This is a genomic window from Limosilactobacillus reuteri (assembly GCF_013694365.1).
Classification (GTDB): domain Bacteria; phylum Bacillota; class Bacilli; order Lactobacillales; family Lactobacillaceae; genus Limosilactobacillus; species Limosilactobacillus reuteri_E.
Window position 1 is genome coordinate 1246270 of sequence record NZ_CP059275.1, and the last position, 22887, is coordinate 1269156.

At 40.7% G+C, this 22887-nt stretch carries 22 protein-coding genes and 4 tRNA genes; all 26 read left to right on the top strand.

Going from position 1 to position 22887, the window contains the following annotated elements; translation table 11 throughout:
- Nucleotides 1-53 precede the first annotated feature (53 nt).
- The 26 genes from HHK02_RS07440 (at nt 54) to HHK02_RS07560 (ending at nt 22885) form a co-directional block, all read left to right on the top strand.
- The gene (locus HHK02_RS07440) at nt 54-845 is read left to right on the top strand and encodes a transporter substrate-binding domain-containing protein (RefSeq protein WP_181462246.1); all 792 of its coding nucleotides are present in this window, start codon (nt 54-56) and stop codon (nt 843-845) included.
- Nucleotides 846-1595, top strand: coding sequence for an amino acid ABC transporter ATP-binding protein (locus HHK02_RS07445; RefSeq protein WP_003670553.1), 750 nt, complete (start codon nt 846-848; stop codon nt 1593-1595).
- Nucleotides 1596-2297 carry an amino acid ABC transporter permease gene (locus HHK02_RS07450; RefSeq protein ID WP_181462247.1) on the top strand — a complete coding sequence of 234 codons (702 nt, stop codon included), beginning with the start codon at nt 1596-1598 and terminating at the stop codon, nt 2295-2297.
- Nucleotides 2298-3440 carry a trans-sulfuration enzyme family protein gene (locus tag HHK02_RS07455; RefSeq protein ID WP_152719794.1) on the top strand — a complete coding sequence of 381 codons (1143 nt, stop codon included), beginning with the start codon at nt 2298-2300 and terminating at the stop codon, nt 3438-3440.
- Nucleotides 3441-4307, top strand: coding sequence for an alpha/beta hydrolase (locus HHK02_RS07460; RefSeq protein ID WP_152719813.1), 867 nt, complete (start codon nt 3441-3443; stop codon nt 4305-4307).
- Entirely contained in the window at nt 4308-5018 is a 711-nt protein-coding gene (locus tag HHK02_RS07465) for a 2,3-bisphosphoglycerate-dependent phosphoglycerate mutase (protein ID WP_181462248.1), read from the top strand.
- Nucleotides 5019-6788 (top strand): hypothetical protein, encoded by a 1770-nt coding sequence (locus HHK02_RS07470; protein ID WP_003670560.1) that lies wholly within the window; start codon nt 5019-5021, stop codon nt 6786-6788.
- Nucleotides 6789-7748, top strand: coding sequence for a beta-galactosidase small subunit (locus tag HHK02_RS07475; RefSeq protein ID WP_152719811.1), 960 nt, complete (start codon nt 6789-6791; stop codon nt 7746-7748). It begins immediately after the preceding gene.
- A complete protein-coding gene (locus tag HHK02_RS07480; RefSeq protein WP_003670564.1) occupies nt 7749-9635 on the top strand; it encodes a glycoside hydrolase family 2 TIM barrel-domain containing protein in 1887 nt (628 codons plus the stop codon).
- A tRNA-Leu gene (locus tag HHK02_RS07485) sits at nt 9636-9721 on the top strand. It begins immediately after the preceding gene.
- A gap of 3 nt (nt 9722-9724) precedes the next feature.
- Nucleotides 9725-10177 (top strand): SprT family protein, encoded by a 453-nt coding sequence (locus HHK02_RS07490; RefSeq protein WP_098035167.1) that lies wholly within the window; start codon nt 9725-9727, stop codon nt 10175-10177.
- A complete protein-coding gene (locus tag HHK02_RS07495; protein WP_098035168.1) occupies nt 10178-12355 on the top strand; it encodes a Tex family protein in 2178 nt (725 codons plus the stop codon).
- Nucleotides 12356-13183: an ammonia-dependent NAD(+) synthetase gene (gene nadE, locus HHK02_RS07500; protein ID WP_078009714.1), complete on the top strand. Its 828-nt coding sequence runs from the start codon at nt 12356-12358 to the stop codon at nt 13181-13183. It abuts the gene before it with no gap.
- On the top strand, nt 13184-14650 hold the full coding sequence (locus tag HHK02_RS07505; RefSeq protein WP_085680212.1) for a nicotinate phosphoribosyltransferase: 1467 nt from the start codon (nt 13184-13186) through the stop codon (nt 14648-14650).
- Nucleotides 14651-15352, top strand: coding sequence for a GntR family transcriptional regulator (locus tag HHK02_RS07510; RefSeq protein ID WP_003666262.1), 702 nt, complete (start codon nt 14651-14653; stop codon nt 15350-15352). It abuts the gene before it with no gap.
- A complete protein-coding gene (locus HHK02_RS07515) occupies nt 15353-16072 on the top strand; it encodes an aspartate/glutamate racemase family protein (protein ID WP_085680214.1) in 720 nt (239 codons plus the stop codon).
- Entirely contained in the window at nt 16073-17722 is a 1650-nt protein-coding gene (locus tag HHK02_RS07520; RefSeq protein ID WP_098035169.1) for an aspartate-alanine antiporter-like transporter, read from the top strand.
- Nucleotides 17723-19123 (top strand): MFS transporter, encoded by a 1401-nt coding sequence (locus tag HHK02_RS07525; protein ID WP_098035170.1) that lies wholly within the window; start codon nt 17723-17725, stop codon nt 19121-19123. It abuts the gene before it with no gap.
- Nucleotides 19124-19768, top strand: coding sequence for a hypothetical protein (locus tag HHK02_RS07530; protein ID WP_098035171.1), 645 nt, complete (start codon nt 19124-19126; stop codon nt 19766-19768).
- A tRNA-Gln gene (locus HHK02_RS07535) sits at nt 19769-19840 on the top strand.
- Nucleotides 19841-19923, top strand: a tRNA-Tyr gene (locus tag HHK02_RS07540). It abuts the tRNA gene before it with no gap.
- The gene (locus tag HHK02_RS07545) at nt 19924-20754 is read left to right on the top strand and encodes a metallophosphoesterase (protein ID WP_181462249.1); all 831 of its coding nucleotides are present in this window, start codon (nt 19924-19926) and stop codon (nt 20752-20754) included. It begins immediately after the preceding tRNA gene.
- Complete coding sequence (locus HHK02_RS07550; RefSeq protein WP_078009709.1) at nt 20755-22254, top strand: peptide MFS transporter; 1500 nt, start codon at nt 20755-20757, stop codon at nt 22252-22254.
- Entirely contained in the window at nt 22255-22698 is a 444-nt protein-coding gene (locus HHK02_RS07555; RefSeq protein WP_224758132.1) for a lipocalin/fatty acid-binding family protein, read from the top strand.
- The gene (locus HHK02_RS12645; RefSeq protein ID WP_225364343.1) at nt 22699-22812 is read left to right on the top strand and encodes a DUF3642 domain-containing protein; all 114 of its coding nucleotides are present in this window, start codon (nt 22699-22701) and stop codon (nt 22810-22812) included.
- Nucleotides 22813-22885, top strand: a tRNA-Asn gene (locus tag HHK02_RS07560).
- Nucleotides 22886-22887 lie beyond the last annotated feature (2 nt).

A 22887-nucleotide genomic window follows, 5' to 3' on the forward strand; every position in this document is an offset into this window, starting at 1 on the left:
TTGTTGTACTGCGTTGTTCGTATTTTATGGAAGTAACCTAACTTATGTCACAGATGAAATTTTGGAAGAAAGCACTATTAACAATTGCAGCCTTAACAGTCAGTACCTCTGCAGGAATCACAAGTGTTTCTGCTGCTTCATCAGCTGTTAATTCAGAATTAGTTCATAAGGGAGAATTGACAATTGGCCTTGAGGGAACTTACTCCCCGTACTCTTACCGTAAAAATAACAAATTAACTGGCTTTGAAGTAGACCTTGGTAAAGCAGTTGCTAAAAAGATGGGCTTAAAAGCTAACTTTGTACCAACTAAATGGGATTCACTAATTGCCGGTCTTGGTTCAGGTAAGTTTGATGTAGTAATGAACAACATTACACAGACACCAGAACGAGCCAAGCAATATAATTTCTCTACTCCATATATCAAGTCACGGTTTGCATTAATTGTTCCTACTGATAGTAATATCAAGAGCTTGAAGGATATTAAAGGCAAGAAGATTATTGCTGGGACAGGAACTAATAATGCGAATGTGGTTAAAAAATATAAAGGCAGCCTTACACCAAATGGCGATTTTGCTAGTTCCTTAGATATGATCAAGCAAGGTCGGGCTGCCGGGACGGTTAACTCCCGTGAAGCTTGGTACGCTTACAGCAAGAAGAACAGTACTAAGGGTCTCAAGATGATTGATGTTTCTAGTGAACAAGATCCAGCTAAGATTTCAGCACTTTTTAACAAGAAAGATACTGCTATTCGATCTTCCTACAACAAGGCACTTAAGGAACTTCAACAAGATGGAACAGTCAAGAAGCTATCTGAAAAGTACTTCGGTGCAGATATTACTGAATAAATGAAATTAACAAATATTAATAAAAGTTTTGGTAATAAAAATGTCTTGAAAAATACCACGTTAGAGTTTCCTGCAGGTAAAACAACAGTAATGGTTGGTCCATCTGGATCTGGTAAATCAACAATTCTCCGCTCACTTAACTTATTAGTAATACCAGAGAGCGGCCAATACGATTTTGATGATCATCATTTGGATTTTAGTCAAAAAGTAAGCAATAAAGATAAGTTGGCAATTCGTCAAGAAACAGGGATGGTTTTCCAAGACTACAATCTTTTCCCTAATAAAACTGTCCTTGGTAACATTATTGAAGGACCAACACAGGTTTTGAAACAGGCGAAAAAGGAAGCAATTGCAAACGCGCATAATTTACTTGCTAAAGTGGGCTTAGCAGATTACGGAGATGCCTATCCGAATGAATTATCTGGCGGACAGGCACAGCGGGTGGCGATTGCTCGGGCACTGGCAATGTCACCAAAGTATATCTTACTGGATGAACCGACTTCTGCCCTTGATCCGGAATTAGAGCTTAGTGTATTGAAGGTCCTGTTGCAATTAGCTGAAGAAAAACAATCAATGGTAATTGTTACTCATAACATGGTCTTTGCGAAACATGTTGCGGATAAGATTATTTTTGTCGAGAACGGCGAAATTTTATATGATGGTACTCCAGACGAGTTTTTTGCTCCAGATAATCCAAACAAACGAATTAAAAACTTTATCGCCTCGATGACAATGGAAAATTTAAAATAAATGTGGGAAATTATCAAGACATCTTTACCACAACTCTTAGCAGCGGGATTTAAATATACGATTCCGTTAGCGATTATTTCATTTTTCTTTGGACTGATTATTGCACTAGTAACAGCTTTAATTCGTCTTTCTCGTCAACGTGGTGCATTCATGATTCTTAAATGGATTGCTAGTCTTTATGTCTGGCTTTTTCGGTCAACACCGCTGTTGGTTCAATTATTTATTGTATTCTTTGGACTGCCATATCTGAGAATTAAGGGAGTCCTGCCGCATGGAATAAAATTAGAACCATTTACAGCCGGCATTATTACATTTTCACTTAATACCGGTGCTTATGCTTCCGAAACAATTCGGGCAGCGATCAGTTCAGTTCCAACTGGGCAATGGGAAGCGGGCGCAGCAATCGGAATGACGCGGTTGCAAATCTTATGGCGAATTATTTTACCACAAGCCTTAAGAGTAGCTTTACCGCCCTTATCAAACAGTTTTATAAGTTTGGTCAAGGACACCTCATTGGCTGCTTCAATTACAATTATGGAAATGTTTGCTGTTAGTCAACAGATTGCGGCCGAAAACTATCAACCATTACTTATGTATACTTTAGTAGCTATGGTTTATGCGGTCTTTACGACAGTTTTATCCTATTTCCAAGGGTATCTTGAGCGGGTAGTAGACCGTCAAGTAAATGCAAATAATAGGTGAATGAAATTCAATACACAATTAATTCATGGCGGTAATAGTGAAGATCCAACCACTGGTGCGGTCTCAACACCGATTTACCGTTCATCAACATTCCATCAACATGTTCTTGGCGGTGAACCTAAATGGGAATATTCTCGAACAGGAAATCCAACACGTGCATCTCTTGAAAAATTAATCGCAGAGCTTGAACATGGGACAGCCGGCTTTGCATTTGCTTCTGGATCTGCTGCTATTCATGCTACTTTTTCTTTATTCTCTCAAGGCGATCATTTTGTAGTTGGTAGTGATGTATACGGGGGAACATTCCGGTTAATCAACAAGGTATTAAAACGCTTTGGCCTTGAATTTACTGTTGTTGACATGCAAGACCTTGAAGCAGTCGAAAATGCAATTCAAGATAATACCGTTGCAGTTTATTTTGAAACGCCAACTAATCCGCTCTTGCAAATCGCTGATATTAAAGCAATTGCTGATATCGCAAAAAAGCATGGAATAAAGACAATTGTTGATAATACCTTTGCTACCCCTTATAACCAACAACCGTTAACTCTTGGGGCAGATATTGTTGTTCACTCCGCAACCAAATATTTAGGCGGTCATAGTGATGTTGTTGCCGGATTAGCAGTTACTAACGATGATGAGATTGCTGAACAATTAGCATTCCTGCAAAACTCAATCGGTAGTACACTTGGCCCTGATGATAGTTGGCTATTACAACGGGGAATGAAAACTCTCGGTGCGCGGATGCGAGCTCACCAAGAAAATGCGAATGAAGTTATTAATTTCCTCCAAAGCGATGACCATATTGGAAAAATTTATTATCCAGGCTTAAAAGATTTTCCTGGTCATGAGATTGCGGCTAAGCAAATGCGGAACTTTGGAGCAATGATCTCCTTTGAACTTAAGGATGGTTTAGATGCGAAGAAGTTTGTTGAAAGTCTACAATTAATTGATCTTGCCGAAAGTTTGGGAGGAATTGAAAGTTTGATTGAAGTTCCAGCTGTCATGACCCATGGATCTATTCCCCGGGAAATAAGATTAGAAAACGGAATTAAGGATGAGTTGATTCGTCTTTCAGTGGGAATTGAGGACCCTGAAGATATTATTGCTGACTTGCAACAAGCACTTAAAAAATTAGATTAAATGACAATACACGAATTAGCAAATAACCCAACATTAAGCGGTCAAGTACGCTTGATTGAAAATATTGTTTATGGTGCAATGGATGGGGAGGCATTACATATGTCGATCTTAGCACCGTGGACGCAACGTTTTCCGAAACAATATCAAACTGAACCACGGCCATTGATTGTTTTTGTTCAAGGAAGCTCGTGGCGAACACCAAAAATGGGAGAAGAAATTCCACAACTGGTTCAATTTGTTCGGGCCGGTTATATTGTAGCGACTGTTCAACACCGTAGTTCAATTGATGGTCACCCATTTCCTGCGTTTTTGCAAGATGTTAAGACAGCCATTCGTTTCTTACGGGCCAATGCGCAAAAATATGCAATTGATCCGCAACAGGTTGCAATTTGGGGTACTTCCTCTGGAGCCAATGCGGCAATGCTAGTCGGCTTAACGGGTGATGATCCGCGCTATAAAGTTGACCTTTATCAAGACGAATCGGATGCAGTAGATGCGGTGGTTAGTTGTTTTGCACCAATGGACGTGGAGAAGACGTTTGAGTATGATGCTAATGTTCCAGGAAATAAGTTACTGCAATATTGCTTATTGGGGCCTGATGTATCAAAGTGGCCAGAAATTGAAAAGCAAATGAGTCCCCTATATCAAGTCAAAGATGGGCAAAACTATCCACCATTTTTATTGTTCCACGGAGATGCTGATAAAGTTGTTCCATATGAACAAATGGAAAAAATGTATATGCGGTTGAAGGATAATGGAAATTCTGTTGAAGCGTACCGGGTTAAGGGTGCGAACCATGAACGAGATTTCTGGAGTCCAACAATTTATAACATTGTGCAGAAGTTTCTTGACGATCAATTTAAATAAATGGCAGAATTAGTAATTGTACGTCATGGGCAAAGTCAAGCTAACCGTGATAATATTTTTACTGGCTGGACTGATGTTCTGTTGACTCCTAAAGGAATTGAACAGGGTGAATTAGTCGGCAAGGAATTGCTAAGACTGGGTATCCAATTTAGTGATGCGTATACGTCTTACATGGAACGGGCAATCATGACGACTAATATTATCCTAGAAGAAATTAATCAGTTATATATTCCTGTCCATAAAACGTGGCGACTAAACGAACGTCATTATGGAGCATTGAGTGGCCGGAACAAAGATGAAGTGAAGAAAGAGATTGGTGCAGAACAGCTTCATAAATGGCGGCGTGGTTTTAAAGATTTACCACCACAATTAAAAGAACGTCAGCATGATCGCCGCTATGATCGCTTAGGAGTTAAGATTCCGCTTAGTGAGAGTTTAGAAATGACGCTCCAACGACTCCTACCATATTGGCAAGACCATATTGCGCCTCGTTTAATTGACGGACACAATCAGTTAATTGTGGCCCATGGTAGTTCTTTGCGGGCCCTAATTAAATATTTAGATGGTATTTCAGATGATGCTATTGATAAAGTGGAAGTTCCAAATGGCAAGCCAATTTTATATCGCTTTGATGATCATCTTAATGTCATTAAAAAGACTTTTATAACAATGGATGGTGAAATTGATGACAATACACGAATTAGCAAATAAATGAAATCTAAAATTGCTAATCTAATTAATTGGGGGCTTCCATACTGTGCCATCGCTGCAATGGCCTATTTAATCATGTTCCCCCAGTTTGTATCACATGGAGTTATTTTAGGGACGGACTCCATTTTTCACTTTAACCGTTTTTACGATGCCGCTAAGCAAATTCAACAGCTTAATTTTAGCTATTTTCAAAGTAATTATAGTTTTCAACAAAGCGGCCGCATCATCAATGCCGTTTATGGCCCCCTCTTTGCATATTTAAATGGGGCTATTCTCGGCGTAGTAGGAACTTGGTATCAATATCAGATCGTCACTACCTTTATCGTCTATCTATTAGGTGGAATCGGTATGTATCAACTTAGCATCCGCGTTCATAGTAAACGGACATTTGCAATTATCTGTGCCCTAATCTATATGAACATTGGGTGGCTTCCACGATGGGAATTAGCACAGAACATGAATGCCTGGGGAGCTGCTCTGGCTCCTTATATGGTAATTTGCGGCGTACGCATGATTCAGGATCACCAACGACCAGTCAACTGGCTACAATTGATGACCCTGATGACGATTATCATTCAGATCCATATGCTAAGTTCTTTATTTTTTGTGATTACACTAACACCGTTCTTTATTATTGGGTTAATTATAACGACTAACCGTAAGAAAATGTGGATCGAAACGCTGAAGGCAGTCGGCGGAACTATTATTTTAACGGCTAATGTTTGGGGAGCCTTATTAATGCTTAACCTCCATAATAATATTGCCCATCCTGCCGATTTTAGCCTCGCCGATAATGTGCTACTGCCTTCAATGTTTAGCAGTACACGCGATTATCTAATCTACGCAATGTGGCTTCTCTTTATCCTTCAACTCATTTACGTATTATTCACCTTCAAAAAATCTCTTACTAATACAGTCCTGACGTTACTTGGTTCTTTGGTCCTCCTGCTTAGTTCTTCCCTTACTCCTTGGTCCTTTTTCCAAGATGTGGTCCCTGCACTTGGACACACTTTGCAGTTTCCTAACCGATTGACAATCATTGCCTTTCCCCTCTTACTCGCAGGAGTTGGGATCAGCGCTACAACCCTTGATAAAAAAGCGCAAGAGATTGACTTACGAAATCAATTAATCACCGGTATCCTCTTGCTAATGGTTTTTCTGGTCTTTACTCCTACAACAATTGATGTTTATAAACGCGCAGCACGCTATGACTCAGAAATTGTTCTTAATAGTTTTAGCGCGATTACCCGCGTAAGTGAAAATAAGGCCGCACTGCGACATTCCGTCCACGACCTTTACCCTGGTCAATTGTTAACGATGGTTGAGAAGAGAAGTCCTGACTATTTGCCGATTCCTAAGAAGTACATGAATCAAAAATATGTTCGTTCTTACGCTTACGAAGGGCAAATTATTAATGAAGCCCATAAATATCCTCATACTGTCTTGTCGCATGGAGGATTGCAATTATCATGGGAAGCAGGAAAAGCGGGAAAAGTTCGGTTGCCAATTATTACGTATCATGAATCACAATTAACGGCTAATGGTCATCTACTGCGCCACTATCAGCGATCCTCGGTTGGTGCCCCTTACGTTCAGCAACGTAAAGGGAAAAATACCGTTACCCTCTACTTTAAGCAAGCTAAATGGTTCACCGCCTTATTAGTGATCTCATTAGTTGGTCTTAGCATACTTGCAATTTATGGCCTTTATTATTTCTGTACTCATATTAAGAAATACTTCCAAGGGATTGCAGCTGGACAAATTAATTAAATGGCTTACACAAATAAATTACGCGTGATATATGGTGATGCGACATTAGGACTTAGTGGTGACGGCTTTCATTATATTTTTAGCTATGAGCGTGGTGGACTAGAATCGCTTAAGCTAAACGGTAAAGAATGGCTATATCGTGAACCAATGCCGACGTTTTGGCGGGCAACCACTGATAATGACCGAGGAAGCGGCTTTAATATTCGGTCTGCTCAGTGGTTAGCAGCGGACACTTTTCATAAGTGTGTTGGGATTGACCTGACAGTTGATAATCAACACTTTGCCGAATTACCTATTGCGCCGATAACCAATGAATTTAGTGATCCGGTATCTGCTGAGAATGTCAAGATTAAGTATACTTTTGAGACGCTAACAGTTCCGGCTACGCAAGTCACTGTAACTTATGAGGTTAACGGACAAGGTGAGATTAAAGTGACAATGCACTACTACGGTCATAAAGACTTACCTGGTCTGCCAGTAGTAGGAATGCGTTTTATCATGCCAACCGTTGCTACCGGCTTTGACTATCAAGGATTATCCGGTGAAACTTACCCGGACCGGATGGCAGGAGCGACTGAGGGTACCTTCCATGTTGACGGCTTACCAGTTACTAAGTATCTAGTCCCTCAGGAAAATGGAATGCACATGGATACTCATGCATTAACAATTACCCGCGATTCAACCCAAAATAATGCTGATCATTCTCGGGAACCATTTAGCTTAACTATTAAACAAGACGAGCAACCATTTGCCTTCAGTTGTTTACCATATACAGCGGAGGAATTAGAAAATGCAACACACATCGAAGAGCTCCCACTCGCACGACGAACTGTTCTCGTTATTGCGGGGGCCGTTCGAGGTGTTGGGGGAATTGATAGCTGGGGAGCAGATGTTGAAGAACAGTATCATATTCCTGCCGACCGTGATGTTGAGTTTTCGTTTGTATTGAATACAAAATAAATGGATGCAGATATCAAATGGCTTGATGAACCGGAAACATTCCGCGTTAATCAATTACCAGCTCATAGTGACCATTATTATTACGGTAACTATGATGAATGGCGGCATAATAATAGTCGTTTTGCGCAAAACTTGGATGGGCAATGGCAATTTAACTTTGCTGAAAACCCGCGTGAACGCGAAGAAGATTTTTATAAGACAGATTACGATAGCAGCAGCTTTGGAACAATCGAAGTTCCTAGTGAGATTGAACTAAATAATTACGCCCAAAATAATTACATTAACACTTTGATTCCGTGGGAAGGTAAGATTTACCGTCGTCCTGCATATGCCCTTAGTCCTGATGATGCGCAAGAAGGATCGTTTAGTGATGGGGATGATAATACTGTTGGCGAATACTTAAAACATTTTGACCTTGATCCTTCCTTACGGGGAAAGCAGGTTCGCATCCGGTTTGACGGTGTCGAGCGTGCCATGTATGTTTGGCTTAATGGTCACTTTATTGGTTACGCTGAAGACAGTTTTACCCCCTCTGAATTTGACCTGACTCCTTACATTCAAGATGAAGGTAATGTTTTGGCTGTGGAAGTTTTCAAGCATAGTACCGCCTCGTGGATTGAGGATCAAGATATGTTCCGTTTTTCTGGAATTTTCCGGAGTGTAAACCTATTAGCCCAACCACTTGTTCATGTTGAAGACCTTAATATTCGGCCAATTGTTACTGATAATTATCAGGACGGTATTTTTAATGTTGACCTTCAACTTCACGGTGAAAAGACCGGGAACGTTAATGTGCGGGTTATCGACAATGATGGTAATACGCTCGTCAATGAAACACACCCTGTTGACTCCACGGTAGAAGTTCGGGATCAATTTTTAGAAAATGTTCACTTATGGGATAACCACGATCCTTACCTCTATCAATTGTTGATTGAAATTTGTGATGACGAAGGTAATTTGGTCGAACTCGTTCCATACCGCTTTGGTTTTCGTCGAATTGAAATTAATAAAGATCATGTTGTCTTATTGAATGGTCAACGGCTAATTATCAATGGTGTTAACCGTCACGAATGGAATGCTAAACGTGGCCGTGCGATCACGATGGATGATATGACGAGTGATATTCAAACCTTTAAGGAAAATAATATTAATGCCGTTCGGACGTGTCACTATCCAGACCAAATTCCGTGGTATTACCTTTGTGATGATAACGGAATTTACATGATGGCCGAAAATAATCTGGAATCCCACGCTACCTGGCAGAAGATGGGAGCAATTGAACCATCATATAACGTCCCTGGTTCAGTTCCTCAATGGCGTGACGTAGTAGTAGATCGGGCACGGACTAACTATGAAACATTTAAGAACCACCCGTCGATTTTATTCTGGTCTTTAGGTAATGAATCATATGCTGGCGATAATATTGTCAAAATGAATGAATTCTATAAGAAGCATGATGACAGTCGGCTTGTTCACTATGAAGGAGTTTGTCATACTCCTGAATACCGTGATCGGATCTCAGACGTTGAAAGCTGGATGTACTTACCACCTAAAGAAGTTGAGGAGTACTTGAAGAACAATCCAGACAAGCCATTTATGGAATGTGAGTACATGCATGATATGGGGAACTCTGATGGTGGAATGGGTTCGTACATTTCTTTACTTGATAAATACCCACAATACTTTGGTGGCTTCATTTGGGACTTTATTGATCAAGCCCTCCTTATTAAGGATCCGGTAAGTGGGCAAGAAGTGATGCGCTATGGTGGTGATTTCGATGATCGTCACTCAGATTACGAATTCTCGGGAGATGGCTTGATGTTTGCTGATCGGACACCAAAGCCAGCAATGCAGGAGGTAAGATACTACTATGGCTTACACAAATAAGCGGCCGTGGCGGAACTGGCAGACGCGTAAGATTAAGGATCTTATGGTCGATTATGACCGTGGAGGTTCAAGTCCTCTCGGCCGCACTAATGACTAATGCTGAATTACAACAATTGACCGAACAGTGGTCGAAAGAATACTTTGGGCGCGAATTTACGCACAAGGTATTTTTTAATAAGCGGTTAAAAACAACTGGTGGACGCTATCATTTAAGTGACCATCATATTGATATCAACCTGTTAATGTATACTGAGTTTGATCTTCATAATCTGCGCCAAGTGGTCCTTCATGAATTGTGCCATTATCATTTACATCTGTTAGGAATGGATTATCACCATCGCAGTAGAGAATTTAAGACTTTACTAGCACAGGTGGGAGGATCAAGATATGCGCCACCGACTAGTAAAAGAAAGACAAATTCTAAGAAAAAATGGCATTATATATGTACCGGTTGTGGTGTTGAATTCGCACGACAACGGCGTTTTAACACCCAAAGATATATTTGTCGACGATGTGGTCACAAATTTATTTTAAAAAATTGAATGGAAGAGGAAACACTTCAGCTTGTTAGCAAACAATTGCCAGATATTCGCCCTCAACAAATTAAAGCGGCCCTCGGATTAATGGATGAGGGAAATACGATTCCTTTTATTGCCCGTTACCGTAAGGAAATGACGGGCACGCTTGATGAAGTTCAATTGCAAGCGATCCGGGATGAATATCACCGGGTAACGACATTACGGGAACGTCAAGCAACAGTTATCAATAAAATTAAAGAGCTAGGTAAGCTAACACCGGCGCTCGAAAAGCAAATTAACAGTGCAACTGAATTGCAAGAAGTAGAAGACCTTTACTTGCCATATAAGCAAAAGCGGCAGACAAAGGCCCAACAAGCTCGTGAACATGGCTTAGCACCGTTAGCAAATTGGCTGCTATCTTATCCTGATGATGATTTAAGTGCGAAGGCGCAAGAGTTTATTAACGATGATGTTCCTGATGCTGAAAGTGCATTAACAGGCGCCCATGAAATTTTGGCTGAAGCAATTAGTGAAATGGCCACGGTACGAAGCTGGTTGCGAAATTATACTGCTCAACATGGTCAATTAGAGACAAGCGTAAAACGTGATGGTGAAGAAAGGGATGAACTGGGGACTTACAAGCAGTACTATGAGTTCACTAGTCCAGTTCAGAAATTGAATTCTTATCAAATCTTGGCTTTTAACCGCGGAGAAAAAGAAGGGATTATTAACGTCAAAATCACTTTAGATGAAGAACCAGTGATGAATTACCTTCGTTTCCGTTTGATTAAAACTAGCAAGAAAAATGATGCGACTGCCTTTATTGAGGAAGCTTACAAGGATGCTTACAAGCGTTTCTTGGGTCCAGCAATTGAACGGGAACTGCGGCGACAATTAACAGAGGGCGCTGATGAACAAGCGATTAAGGTCTTTGGTGAAAATCTCTATCATTTATTGATGCAAGCACCAATCAAGGGAAAAGTTGTATTGGGCTTCGATCCTGCCTACCGAACAGGCTGTAAATTGGCGGTTCTTGATGAAAATGGGAAGTTCTTAACCAAAGCGGTTATTTATCCGCATAAGCCAGCGCCAGAAAAGCAACGAGCCGCAGCGGAAGGCGAATTTATTGATTTGCTAGAGAAGTATCATGTTGAAATGATTGCGATCGGTAACGGGACAGCTAGCCGGGAATCAGAACAATTTGTTGCGGAAGCTCTTAAAAAGATCAAACGGCCAATCTATTATGTCATCGTAAATGAAGCTGGTGCCTCTGTTTACTCTGCAAGTAAGGAAGCGCGTGATGAATTTCCTGACTTGCATGTTGAACAGCGAAGTGCAATTAGTATCGGTCGTCGTTTGCAAGATCCACTTGCCGAATTAGTCAAGATTGATCCTCAAGCGGTTGGGGTTGGACAATACCAGCATGATTTGCCGAAGAAAGAATTGAGTGGGGAACTGGAAACGATTGTTGAACGGGCGGTAAACCGGGTTGGAGTTAACCTCAATACAGCTAGTTACCAATTGTTGACGCGGATTTCCGGGCTTAATAAAACAATTGCTAAAAACATTGTTACCTATCGAGATGAAAATGGCCGCTACACAAACCGGACACAGTTAAAGAAAGTGCCACGGTTAGGACCTAAAGCTTATCAACAATCTGTTGGTTTCTTACGGATTATTGGTGGCGAAAATCCATTAGATAACACCGATGTTCACCCAGAAAGTTATCAGGTGGCGGAAAAGATTATTCAAGCGGCAGGAATTAATGTCGATGAGTTGGGAACGCCAAGTGCTGATGATAAGTTAAAGAAAATTGATGTTAAGCAGTTTACGGATGATCAAGTCGGGACTGAAACCGTTACTGATATTATTTCTTCCTTGCAAAAGCCAGGCCGTGACCTGCGTGATTCAATGCCTGCTCCATTATTACGCCATGATGTAATGACGATTGAAGACCTTAAGCCGGGGATGAAACTTCAAGGAACTGTCCGGAATGTTGTCGACTTTGGAGTCTTTGTTGATATCGGTGTCAAACATGATGGGTTAGTTCATGTTTCAAAGATGAGTAAGCAGTTCATTCGTGATCCGCGGGCAATGGTAGCCGTTGGTGATATTGTGGACGTGTGGATTGATGATGTCGACTTGAAGCGTCAGCGGATTCAATTAACGATGCTTGAACCGGAGACAGTCACAAATGACTAAGTGCGAAAGTATCAAGAAGAAATAATTAATGCATTAGGCGTTAACTCGCAAATTGATCCCCAAGCAGAAGTAACTAAACGTATCCAGTTCATCTGTGATTTTCTCCAAACCACTAAGATGAAGGCCCTGGTATTAGGAATTTCTGGCGGTCAAGATTCAAGTTTGGCGGGGCGGCTTTCACAATTGGCAGTCGAAAAACTGCGGGAAGAGACTGGCGACAATGAATACCAATTTATCGCAGTCCGGTTGCCATATGGTGAGCAAGCTGATGAGTCAGATGCAATGTTTGCAATTAATGACTTCATTAAACCTGATAAAATAATGCGGGTTAATATTAAGGCGGCTACTGATGCGATGGTAGTATCCTTAAACGAAGCCGGTACGCCAATTAGCGATTTTAATAAGGGAAACATTAAAGCCCGGGAACGAATGATTGTTCAATATGCTATTGGCGGAGAAAACAAAGGAGCCGTAGTGGGAACAGACCACGCCGCTGAAGCAGTAACTGGTTTTTATACTAAGTTTGGGGATGGTGGTGCAGATATTACGCCACTTTCTGGATTGGATAAGCGACAAGGAAAAGCCTTATTACAATACTTAGGAGCACCAGCAAAACTTTATGATAAAACACCAACCGCAGACTTGGAAGAAGACAAACCAATGCGTCCCGATGAAGAAGCGCTTGGTGTTCGCTATGATGAAATCGACGACTACTTAGAAGGTCGTGAAGTTTCGCCAGCAGCTGCTGAAAAAATTGAAGGCTGGTATCGTCGAACCCAACATAAGCGTCACTTGCCGATTGCTCCATATGATACTTGGTGGAAGTAAATGAAATTTGATTATCCGGATGATAGCCTTACCCCGCATACTGATGCGTATGAATTGAGTATGATGCAGACCTACTGGAAAAAAGGAATGGGTAACCGCCGTGCTGTCTTTGAGGCCTTCTTCCGTAAAATGCCATTTAATAATGGGTACGCTGTTTTTGCCGGGTTAGATCACATTATTCGCTATGTAAAACAATTACATTTTACTGATAGCGACATTGAATACTTAAAGTCTACGAATCAATTTGATGATGACTTTCTAGAATATTTACGTAACTTTAAATTTACGGGTTCAATCAACAGCTTTGAAGAAGGAGATCTGGTATTTAACCATGAGCCTATTATTCAAGTTGATGCGCCGATTATTGAGGGCCAATTGATTGAAACGGCAATCTTAAATATTCTTAATTATCAGATTATGATTGCGACAAAGGCTTCACGGATTAAGTCAATTGTTGGTAACCAAACTGTAATGGAATTTGGCTCACGTCGGGCACAGGAATTGGATGCAGCTTTGTGGGGAACGCGAGCAGCATATATTGGTGGCTTCGATGCAACAAGTAATGTCCGTGCAGGTAAATTATTTGGTATCCCGATTTCAGGAACCCATGCCCATGCTCTTGTGCAGGTATACATGAATGATTATGACGCATTTAAAGCATATGCAGAAACTCATCATAATTGTGTCTTTCTTGTGGATACTTTTGATACCTTAAAGAGTGGGGTTCCTAACGCAATTAAGGTTGCTAAGGAATTTGGCGATAAAATTAACTTTATCGGTGTCCGCATTGACAGTGGTGATATGGCCTACCTATCTAAAAAAGTACGCAAAATGTTGGATGATGCTGGTTTCCCAGACGCAAAAATCATCGCATCTAATGGCTTAGATGAAAAGACAATTCAAAACTTGCAAATGCAAGGGGCGAAGATTGATACATGGGGAATCGGGACTAAGCTAATTACTGCCTATGACCAACCAACTTTAGGGGCCGTATACAAATTAGTCGCTATTGAAGATGAAGATGGCCAACTTGTTGATACGATTAAGATCTCTAATAATGTTGGTAAAATGTCAACTCCCGGCAAAAAACAAGTATGGCGGATTAACGATCGTGGAGACGGCAAGAGTGAAGGGGATTATATTACATTAGTTGATGAGGATCCTCGTAATGAAAAGTCACTCAATATGTTCAATCCTAACTTCCCACTCCAGCAAAAAGACGTGGAAGATTTTACTGCCCGGCCAATGCTAAAGCCAATCTGGCAAGATGGTAAGTATGTTTATGATGAACCGACCTTAGAGGAGAGTCGTCAACACCGTTTCGATAGCTTAAATGCTTTATGGGATGAATATAAACGCGATTTAAACCCAGAAGTATACCCAGTCGATTTATCACAGAAATGCTATGATAACAAACTTAAATTAATTCACCAAGTTCATGAATATGTTAAATCATTGAATAAGTAGATGAGTTCACCTGTTTATATTCAAATTCATAATCAGTTAAGACAAAACATTGAAGATGGTGAGTGGAAAGTTGGCGATAAAATTCCCGCTGAACGCGAACTCGCTAATGATTTTGGCGTCAGTCGAATGACTTTGCGGCAAGCAATTCAAGCATTAGTTGATGAAGGAATTCTTGAACGAAGAGTTGGCTCTGGAACTTTTGTTGCTAATCGCAAAGTCCAAGAAAAGATGTCAGGAATAACGAGCTTTACTGAATTAATGCACGCGACAGGGAAGAAAGCTGCTAGTAAGACAATTTCTTACCACTTGACGATCCCTTCGCAAACAGAGGTTGAAAAGCTAAAGTTAGCCCCAGATGAACAGGTTTTACGAATGGAACGGGTTCGTTATGGAAATGATGTGCCAATTTGTTATGAAATCGCAACTGTTCCTGCTAACCTCGTTCAAAAATTTAGCAAAGAAGAAATTACCACGTCTTTTTATCGGACGCTAGAAAAAAAGGCGAACCTCTATCCTGGTCATGCAACCCAGCATATTTCAGCAACGAAGGCGACGGAAAAGATTGCTAATTACTTGCAGATTAAACGTGGAGATGCTCTCTTGCGAATGACCCAACTATCTTACTTGCAAGATGGTCGTCCTTTTGAATATGTCCACACTCAATATGTTGGATCACGGTTTGAATTTGTCTTTGAAAAGTAAATGCAACAATTTTTTACAATTTTAGGTGGAATGGGGACGCTGGCAACAGAGAGTTATGTACGTCTGTTAGATAAAAGAACGCCAATTCATCGTGATCAAGATTACTTAAACTATTTAGTTGTTAACCATGCAACCGTTCCTGATCGTACTACATGGATTCTCGATCATAGTCAACCAGATCCTAATGAGGCCCTGATTGAAGATATTAAACAGCAAAGTCTTTTGAATCCTGCATTCTTTGTTTTAATTTGTAATACAGCCCATTACTCTTTTGATAAGTTACAGGCAGCAACGGAGATTCCAATTCTCAATATGCTGCAAGAAACGGTTAACGAGATCAAGAAGATTAAGCCGGATGCAAAGCGGGTTGGCCTATTAGCCACTAAGGGAACTTTGGCAGCTAACCTATATGATCCTTATATTGAGAAGGCTGGGTACGAACTTATCAAGCCAACTCCTGAGATTGCCGATATGACAGAAGGCCTGATTTACCATGATATCAAAGAGGCTGGTCATTCCGATGGCAAGAAGTATCATGAGCTAGTACGGAAAATGATTGAAGAACAAGGAGCAGATGTAGTAGTTTTGGGTTGTACTGAATTATCTTTTGCAGAAGAGATGGATCCTGAAACTAAGTACCCTGTTGCCGATTCACAATCAATTATTGTTGATCGCTCCCTTGAACGAGCATTGAAATTACGACAAAATAATAAAAATTAAATGATACATTCTATCGTTCACTTTATGGTGAGCAATCAGGTTTTTACGCTGTTTATTTGTCTTGCAATTGGCTTTTTGATCGGCAACTATAAAATTGCGGGTAAATTTAATATTGGAGCAACGGTGGGAACGTTAATTGTGACCTTAATCGTGGGGCAAATTGGGAGTTTTCCCCGGGATGAAATGTTAGGAACGATTTTCTTTGGCGCCTTCATGTTCTCTGTTGGTTATCGGATCGGGCCTCAGTTATTAGTTAGTTTGAAACTATTTGGGATTCGAATTTTAATCGCTAGTATTTTCTGGATGGTTGTTGCATTCTTAGTTGGGTGGAGTCTTTTTTCCGCCTTTAAGATTGGACCAGGGATCGCTGCCGGGGTTATTTCAGGAGCCCTCACCCAGTCAGCTACCGTTGCCAGTTCGTTGCAAACGATTGGGTCATTGCCAGTCAGTCAAAGTGTTAGGGCAACTTATGAGGCTCAACTCCCAGTTGCCTATGCTTTAACATATGTTTTTGGGACATTAGGGGTAATTATCTTTTTACGTGACCTAGCACCTAAAATTTTGGGGATTTCAATTGCTGAACAGGGTCCTAAAATGGCTGAACATTATCACTTTCATGCTAAAAACCCGAACCCAACGTGGCGACGAACATATCGCATTGCAAATGATTCACCGCTTGTCGGCAAAACGCTTGAGAAATTTAATCGACGGTCTAATTACCGGATTATTGGGTTAGCTGCTTTTCATGATGGCAAAATGACTGACCACCTTGAATATCAATTGCAGGCTGGCGACTTGCTAACTGTTATTGGTTACGCTGTTCATTTCGATCGGTTGATGCGAGTACCAGGATTAACAGAAGTATTGACGCCAACCAATGCGCCGCGTGAACGAGCTTTTGTTCTGGGAAAAAACTTTAAACCGGGTGAATTAGCCCTTCTACGGCAACATGGGGTTTTTGTGAACATTCAAGACCCAATCAGTGGAAACCAACAATTGATTAACCAGTTGCGACCAGGGGATGTGATTTCATTGACTGGGAATACGTCACGAACCAAAGCAATCTTAAAAAAGATGGGACACTGGAAAGCTGCAGATACAGCGATGAATTATTCTTTATTCTCTTTAGGAATCGGTTGTGCTTCCCTTTTAGGAATTATCGGGCTAAAATTAAATAGTATTCCGTTGCAACTAGGGAATGGAACGGCGGCTTTAATTATGGGACTAATCCTGAGTTCATGGATTGAACGTCACCGTGACCGTAAATCAATCCCTGTAACGGTAACTAGCTTTCTTCAGAGTTTTGGACTAACGCTTTTTGTGGGGACAGTTGGTTTACAATCAGCTCAAGCATTTACAAGTGCAATTAAGTCGTTAGGGATCGGGGTCTTATTTATTGGGGCGATGATTTCAATAATGCCACATTTGCTAACGCTGTTCTTTGGACGCTATATATTGAAGATGGAACCTCTTGCTTTAATTGGTGCGTTGACTGGTTCAGGAACGATTGCAGCGGCAATGAATGAGATTTCGCAAAAAGCAGGGCCGGAAGGTGGCGCATATTATGCGGCTGCCTTTACTCCGGCGTTTGTAGTTGGTAATATTGGAATTACATTACTAGGGCCGATTTTTGTGGCGCTACTATCATAAATGGCAGAAAAAAACTATTCACGGATTTATCTCGCAATTGGTTCCCTTGCATTACTAACGTTTATCGGAATTTTGAATGAAACATCGATGAACGTCACATATCCAGAACTATCTGCTCAGTTTAATGTATCACTCGATGTTATTCAGTGGATTACAACTGGCTATTTATTGATGGTAACAATTACGATGGGGACAACTGCCTATCTATTACGCCAATATCAAGCGCGTTGGTTGCACTTATTTGCAGTATCATTTTTCATTATTGGTGACTTGATGTGTGCTTTGACTGGTAATTTTCCTATTTTGTTAACGGGAAGATTGATTCAAGCAATGGCAACTGGGTTAGCAACCCCAATCATGTTCCATTTAATTTTTACGGAGATTCCGCGTGAAAGAATTGGCATGATGACCGGAATGGCTGCAATGGTTATTTCGTTTGCACCAGCACTGGGGCCAACATATGGTGGGGTCATTTCAGAAATGCTGTCATGGCGGATGATCTTTTGGATTTTACTACCAATTGTTTTGATTAGTCTTGTATGTGGTCAACTTTTTATTCGTAATAAACCGCTTGGAAATGATAAAGCATTTAGTTATGGAAGCTTGATTACACTGGCAATTGCCCTTATTAGTATAATTAGTGCAGTTTCTTCAATTGGGAAACAAGGATTTGGCAAGCAGTTTTGGCTTTTATTATTGGTAGCAATTATCTTCTTTAGCACCTTTATCTATATCAATAATCATGGTAAATCAGAATTGTTTGACTTAAAGGTGTTTAAGGTTTTCCCATTGCGGCTATCAACTGTCACTTATTTTAATTTACAGTTTATTAATATTGGAATTTCGCTTGTTATTCCTATTTACGTTCAATATGTTTTGCACTCTTCGGCAATTGTCGCGGGTCTTATTTTATTTCCCGGGTCATTAATCGGTGCTTTTATCTCGCCATTTGCTGGAACTTTGGCTGATCGTTATGGTTTTGCTACGCCAGTTATTTCCGGGGGGATTCTTTTGGTTATTGGGACAAGTTGCTTTAGTATTTTCCAACGTCATTTAACGCCATTACTAATAACGATCTTCTTTGTTATTTTGCGAATTGGGTTTAACTTTGCTTTTTCTAATACAATTTCCAATGCTTCAATGTTGGTTCAACCGCAAAATGCCCCTGATGTAAACTCAATTTTTAATATGGTCCAACAATTTGCCGGCTCACTGGGAACTAGTCTTCTTGCCTCCACAATTGCTTTATTCCAAATGGGCAACAGCGGTTCACTGATGGGACGTACATATGCTGGAGGACGATTTGACTTTATCTTATTGGGCGTTTTGGCAATCATTACTTTATTAACAATGGTTACTAACTATCGCATGCAACAAAAGAAGGAAAGTATTTCTCAATAAATGCCTAAACAAGGTCATTTTGCAAAAAGCATGCGAACTAAACAAATAAATGATTTTAAAGTGAAACGCAATGCGACTGGTGCGACCATTGATGATGAACAGTTAACAGATTTCCTAGTGGTTCGCTTTGCTTTAACAGCTAAGAAGAGGGTTCAATCTGGGGCTCGAGAAACTGCTCAACGGTTCTTGATTGAAATTTGTGATTCTTTACAAGAAAATGATGGGGATTTACAGGCGATCATTCCAAATTTACTAGTGAGTCTTAATGCCCGGGTACCTTGGCAATTCTATCCAGAAATTCTGGGAGAGTGGGATTTGCTTCAAAAGTTTTTACAAAAAGAACTTCCTGCAGTTCCGTTAGAAAAACGTCTACGAATTAAGCACCCAGTCACAACCCAGGAAATGGAGACGTTAATTGCAAAATTATTGGCCAGAAAGATTACTGCAATTACGTTTATTAATCAGCCGAGAGTTGATCCACATAAAAAAGATCAGATGATGACAATGATGCTAACAACGATCTATCATGATCAAACGATTGAATGGGATAAAGTACGGTTATTACTGGCGCCATTTAAGTTTGAAATTGCCCCTAAACTAGACGAAGAAACAAAAGACTGGTTAAAGAAACTAGCAGAAAAATAATGGGCTATAGCCAAGCGGTAAGGCAACGGTTTTTGGTACCGTCATGCGCTGGTTCGAATCCAGCTAGCCCAAGGAGGAGTAGCGAAGTCTGGTTAAACGCGACGGTCTGTAAAACCGTTCCTTCGGGTTCGGCGGTTCGAATCCACCCTCCTCCAATGAAAATCGCAGTAAGCAGTGACCTTCATTTAGATTTAAATCATGCTGATGTTACAGAAATTATTACTCAACAGGCGCATTATTTAACCCGTCAAGAAATTGATCATTACTTTTTTGTGGGGGATTCCTTTAATGATTTTGCGCAAACCAGCGTATATTTTGCGGAACTACAATTGCAATTGCCTATCACAAAGGTCCATTATCTTGCCGGTAACCACGATATGTTAAAAGGGGTCACTTATGAGCAATTAGAAAATTTGGATGATGATCTATATTTTCATAACCGATTTATCGATATTCCCCAAACAAACTGGCGGATTATCGGTAACAATGGTTGGTATGATTATTCGTTTTCAACGTATGAAAGTAATGTAAAAGGGGTCGCAAAATGGAAGCGGGCATATTGGGTGGATCGTCCAATTATGCAGCAAATGAATGATCCAGAACGAATGGCGATTGTTTTACACCAAGTTGAAGAAAACCTAAAACAGGCTCGCAATCAACAAAAACAGGTTATCTTTATGACCCACTTCGCACCGATTAGAGAAGCTCTCCCGCATCCAATTATTGAGTCAGCACGGCGGCAGCGGATGTGGGAGATGACGACAGCAATGTTGGGTAGTAGACACTTAGGAGCATTACTCGCTAAATTCCCGGAAGTAAAAGCAGTTTTCTATGGGCATCTTCATTATGCTCAATCATTAATTACTGTTGGAAATATTGAATACCGTAATCAAGCAGTTGGCGTAAGACGCAAAAATAGTGAGAACTGGAAGGGGGAAAGCCTATTAGATCAATGGATTAGCTGCCTTTATACTAAAAAAATCTAGATGAGTAAACAAAAGAATTTGGATACCTCCTTCTTTGGACAACCGCGTGGATTGTCGACATTGTTCTTCACTGAAATGTGGGAACGGTTTAGTTACTACGGAATGCGGGCTATCCTTCTATTCTATATGTACTACGCTGTTACCAAGGGTGGTTTGGGTATGGACCAAGCTACCGCAGCATCAATTATGTCAATTTATGGTTCATTAGTTTACCTGGCCAGTGTTGTCGGGGGATGGTTATCTGACCGTGTATGGGGATCGCGTCGAACGGTCTTCATCGGTGGTGTCCTTATTATGTTTGGACATATCGCTCTGTCATTACCATTTGGTGTGTCAGCACTTTATGTATCAATCGCTTTGATTGTTATTGGTACCGGGTTATTGAAGCCAAATGTTTCAGAAATGGTTGGGGGCTTATACAGTCCTGAAGATCGTCGTCGAGACTCTGGTTTTAGTATGTTCGTTTTCGGGATTAACTTAGGGGCCGCTGTTGCTCCTTGGGCTGTCCCTTGGGCTGCTAATGGCTTTGGCTTAAACCTTTTCCATGGTGAAATGAACTTCCACGCTGGTTTCTCACTAGCTGCTGTCGGAATGTTCTTTGGGTTAGTACAATATGTAGTTGACGGCCGGAAGTATCTTTCAAAAGATAGCTTATATCCTGATGATCCGATCGATAAGGAAAGTTTACGTCCAGTAATTATTTGGTCAATTGTTGGTGTTATTGCATTAGTGATCATTCTTGGATTGCTTGCGGCAATGGGTCAATTAAACATCAATAATATCATTACAATCATTACGGTTATTGCTATTGCTTTACCAATCTACTACTTTGTAATGATGTTGAATTCCAAGAAGGTTACAAAGGATGAAAAGTCACGGGTTGTTGCTTACATTCCACTTTTCATTGCTGCTGCTATCTTCTGGGCAATTGAAGAATCAGGTTCAGTTGTTTTAGCCCTCTTCGCTGAACAACGGACTATTTTACACATTGGTGGCTGGCACTTTGCTGCTGCTAACTTCCAGACGTTGAACCCATTATTCATTATGATCCTAACACCATTTTTCGTTGCACTTTGGGATCACTGGAAAAAACAACCAAGTGCTCCTGGTAAGTTTGCTGCTGGGTTAGTAATTGCAGGTCTTTCATATGTTTGGATGGCACTTCCAGCAATGATTCACGGTACAACCGCTGGACGGGTTAGCCCATTCTGGTTAGTTGGTTCATGGTTCATTGTTGAAATCGCCGAAATGTTAATTTCACCAATTGGTCTTTCAGTAACTACTAAACTTGCACCAAAAGCATTTAAGTCTCAAATGATGAGTATGTGGTTCTTGGCGGATGCTGCTGGACAAGCGGTTAACGCCCAGGTTGTTAAGTACTACTCATCAGCTACAGAAGTTCCATACTTCTTAATTATCGGGGCAGTAAGTATCGTCTTCGGATTGATCCTTTGCTTATTCGTTAAGAAGATTCATGGCTTAATGGATGGTGTAGACTAATTGACCTGGAAAAAGGAAAAGAATAATTACATCATTAATTTAAATGATAGTAATTATGATACGCCAATTGATGCGCGGCTAAATGAAGATAATTTGAGCCTTGTAGGTAACGATGAATGGCCTAATCAGTCATTTAAACGAGTTCATGGGGACTTTGACGTTGATAATTTCTTAAAAGAACAACATGCGAAAACTAACAGTTCTACAACTAAGGATACTCATTCTAAGGAATCATTGATTCATGCCCGCGCAGCACTTAAAAAATGGGCGAGTGACCACCACAAAGACACCAGCAAGATTGATAATTTGAAGGCTACGACTGACCTATCTGAGCCAGATGAAGTTTGGGCCTTTGTTGATGATAATGGAACTGAATATGCCATTGTTCGAAATGGAAAAGTTTACCCACGTCCGGTTATTGATGGTGATACGTCATCTAATTAAGTGGGCTCGTATCGTGATGATGCCGATGGAGCTGCTATTACCCTTAATTCAGATGGAACTGGGACATATGTAATGGCAAATCCGACGCAGGCTGATATATTCATGATCAATTGATCCGGCATAGCTCAGTTGGTAGAGCACCTGACTGTTAATCAGGTTGTCGTCAGTTCGAGTCTGACTGCCGGAGTC

Coding starts and splice junctions, on each gene's coding strand:
- HHK02_RS07440 (WP_181462246.1), top strand. CDS start 54: ATGAAATTTTGGAAGAAAGCACTATTAACAATTGCAGCCTTAACAGTC.
- HHK02_RS07445 (WP_003670553.1), top strand. CDS start 846: ATGAAATTAACAAATATTAATAAAAGTTTTGGTAATAAAAATGTCTTG.
- HHK02_RS07450 (WP_181462247.1), top strand. CDS start 1,596: ATGTGGGAAATTATCAAGACATCTTTACCACAACTCTTAGCAGCGGGA.
- HHK02_RS07455 (WP_152719794.1), top strand. CDS start 2,298: ATGAAATTCAATACACAATTAATTCATGGCGGTAATAGTGAAGATCCA.
- HHK02_RS07460 (WP_152719813.1), top strand. CDS start 3,441: ATGACAATACACGAATTAGCAAATAACCCAACATTAAGCGGTCAAGTA.
- HHK02_RS07465 (WP_181462248.1), top strand. CDS start 4,308: ATGGCAGAATTAGTAATTGTACGTCATGGGCAAAGTCAAGCTAACCGT.
- HHK02_RS07470 (WP_003670560.1), top strand. CDS start 5,019: ATGAAATCTAAAATTGCTAATCTAATTAATTGGGGGCTTCCATACTGT.
- HHK02_RS07475 (WP_152719811.1), top strand. CDS start 6,789: ATGGCTTACACAAATAAATTACGCGTGATATATGGTGATGCGACATTA.
- HHK02_RS07480 (WP_003670564.1), top strand. CDS start 7,749: ATGGATGCAGATATCAAATGGCTTGATGAACCGGAAACATTCCGCGTT.
- HHK02_RS07490 (WP_098035167.1), top strand. CDS start 9,725: ATGACTAATGCTGAATTACAACAATTGACCGAACAGTGGTCGAAAGAA.
- HHK02_RS07495 (WP_098035168.1), top strand. CDS start 10,178: ATGGAAGAGGAAACACTTCAGCTTGTTAGCAAACAATTGCCAGATATT.
- HHK02_RS07505 (WP_085680212.1), top strand. CDS start 13,184: ATGAAATTTGATTATCCGGATGATAGCCTTACCCCGCATACTGATGCG.
- HHK02_RS07510 (WP_003666262.1), top strand. CDS start 14,651: ATGAGTTCACCTGTTTATATTCAAATTCATAATCAGTTAAGACAAAAC.
- HHK02_RS07515 (WP_085680214.1), top strand. CDS start 15,353: ATGCAACAATTTTTTACAATTTTAGGTGGAATGGGGACGCTGGCAACA.
- HHK02_RS07520 (WP_098035169.1), top strand. CDS start 16,073: ATGATACATTCTATCGTTCACTTTATGGTGAGCAATCAGGTTTTTACG.
- HHK02_RS07525 (WP_098035170.1), top strand. CDS start 17,723: ATGGCAGAAAAAAACTATTCACGGATTTATCTCGCAATTGGTTCCCTT.
- HHK02_RS07530 (WP_098035171.1), top strand. CDS start 19,124: ATGCCTAAACAAGGTCATTTTGCAAAAAGCATGCGAACTAAACAAATA.
- HHK02_RS07545 (WP_181462249.1), top strand. CDS start 19,924: ATGAAAATCGCAGTAAGCAGTGACCTTCATTTAGATTTAAATCATGCT.
- HHK02_RS07550 (WP_078009709.1), top strand. CDS start 20,755: ATGAGTAAACAAAAGAATTTGGATACCTCCTTCTTTGGACAACCGCGT.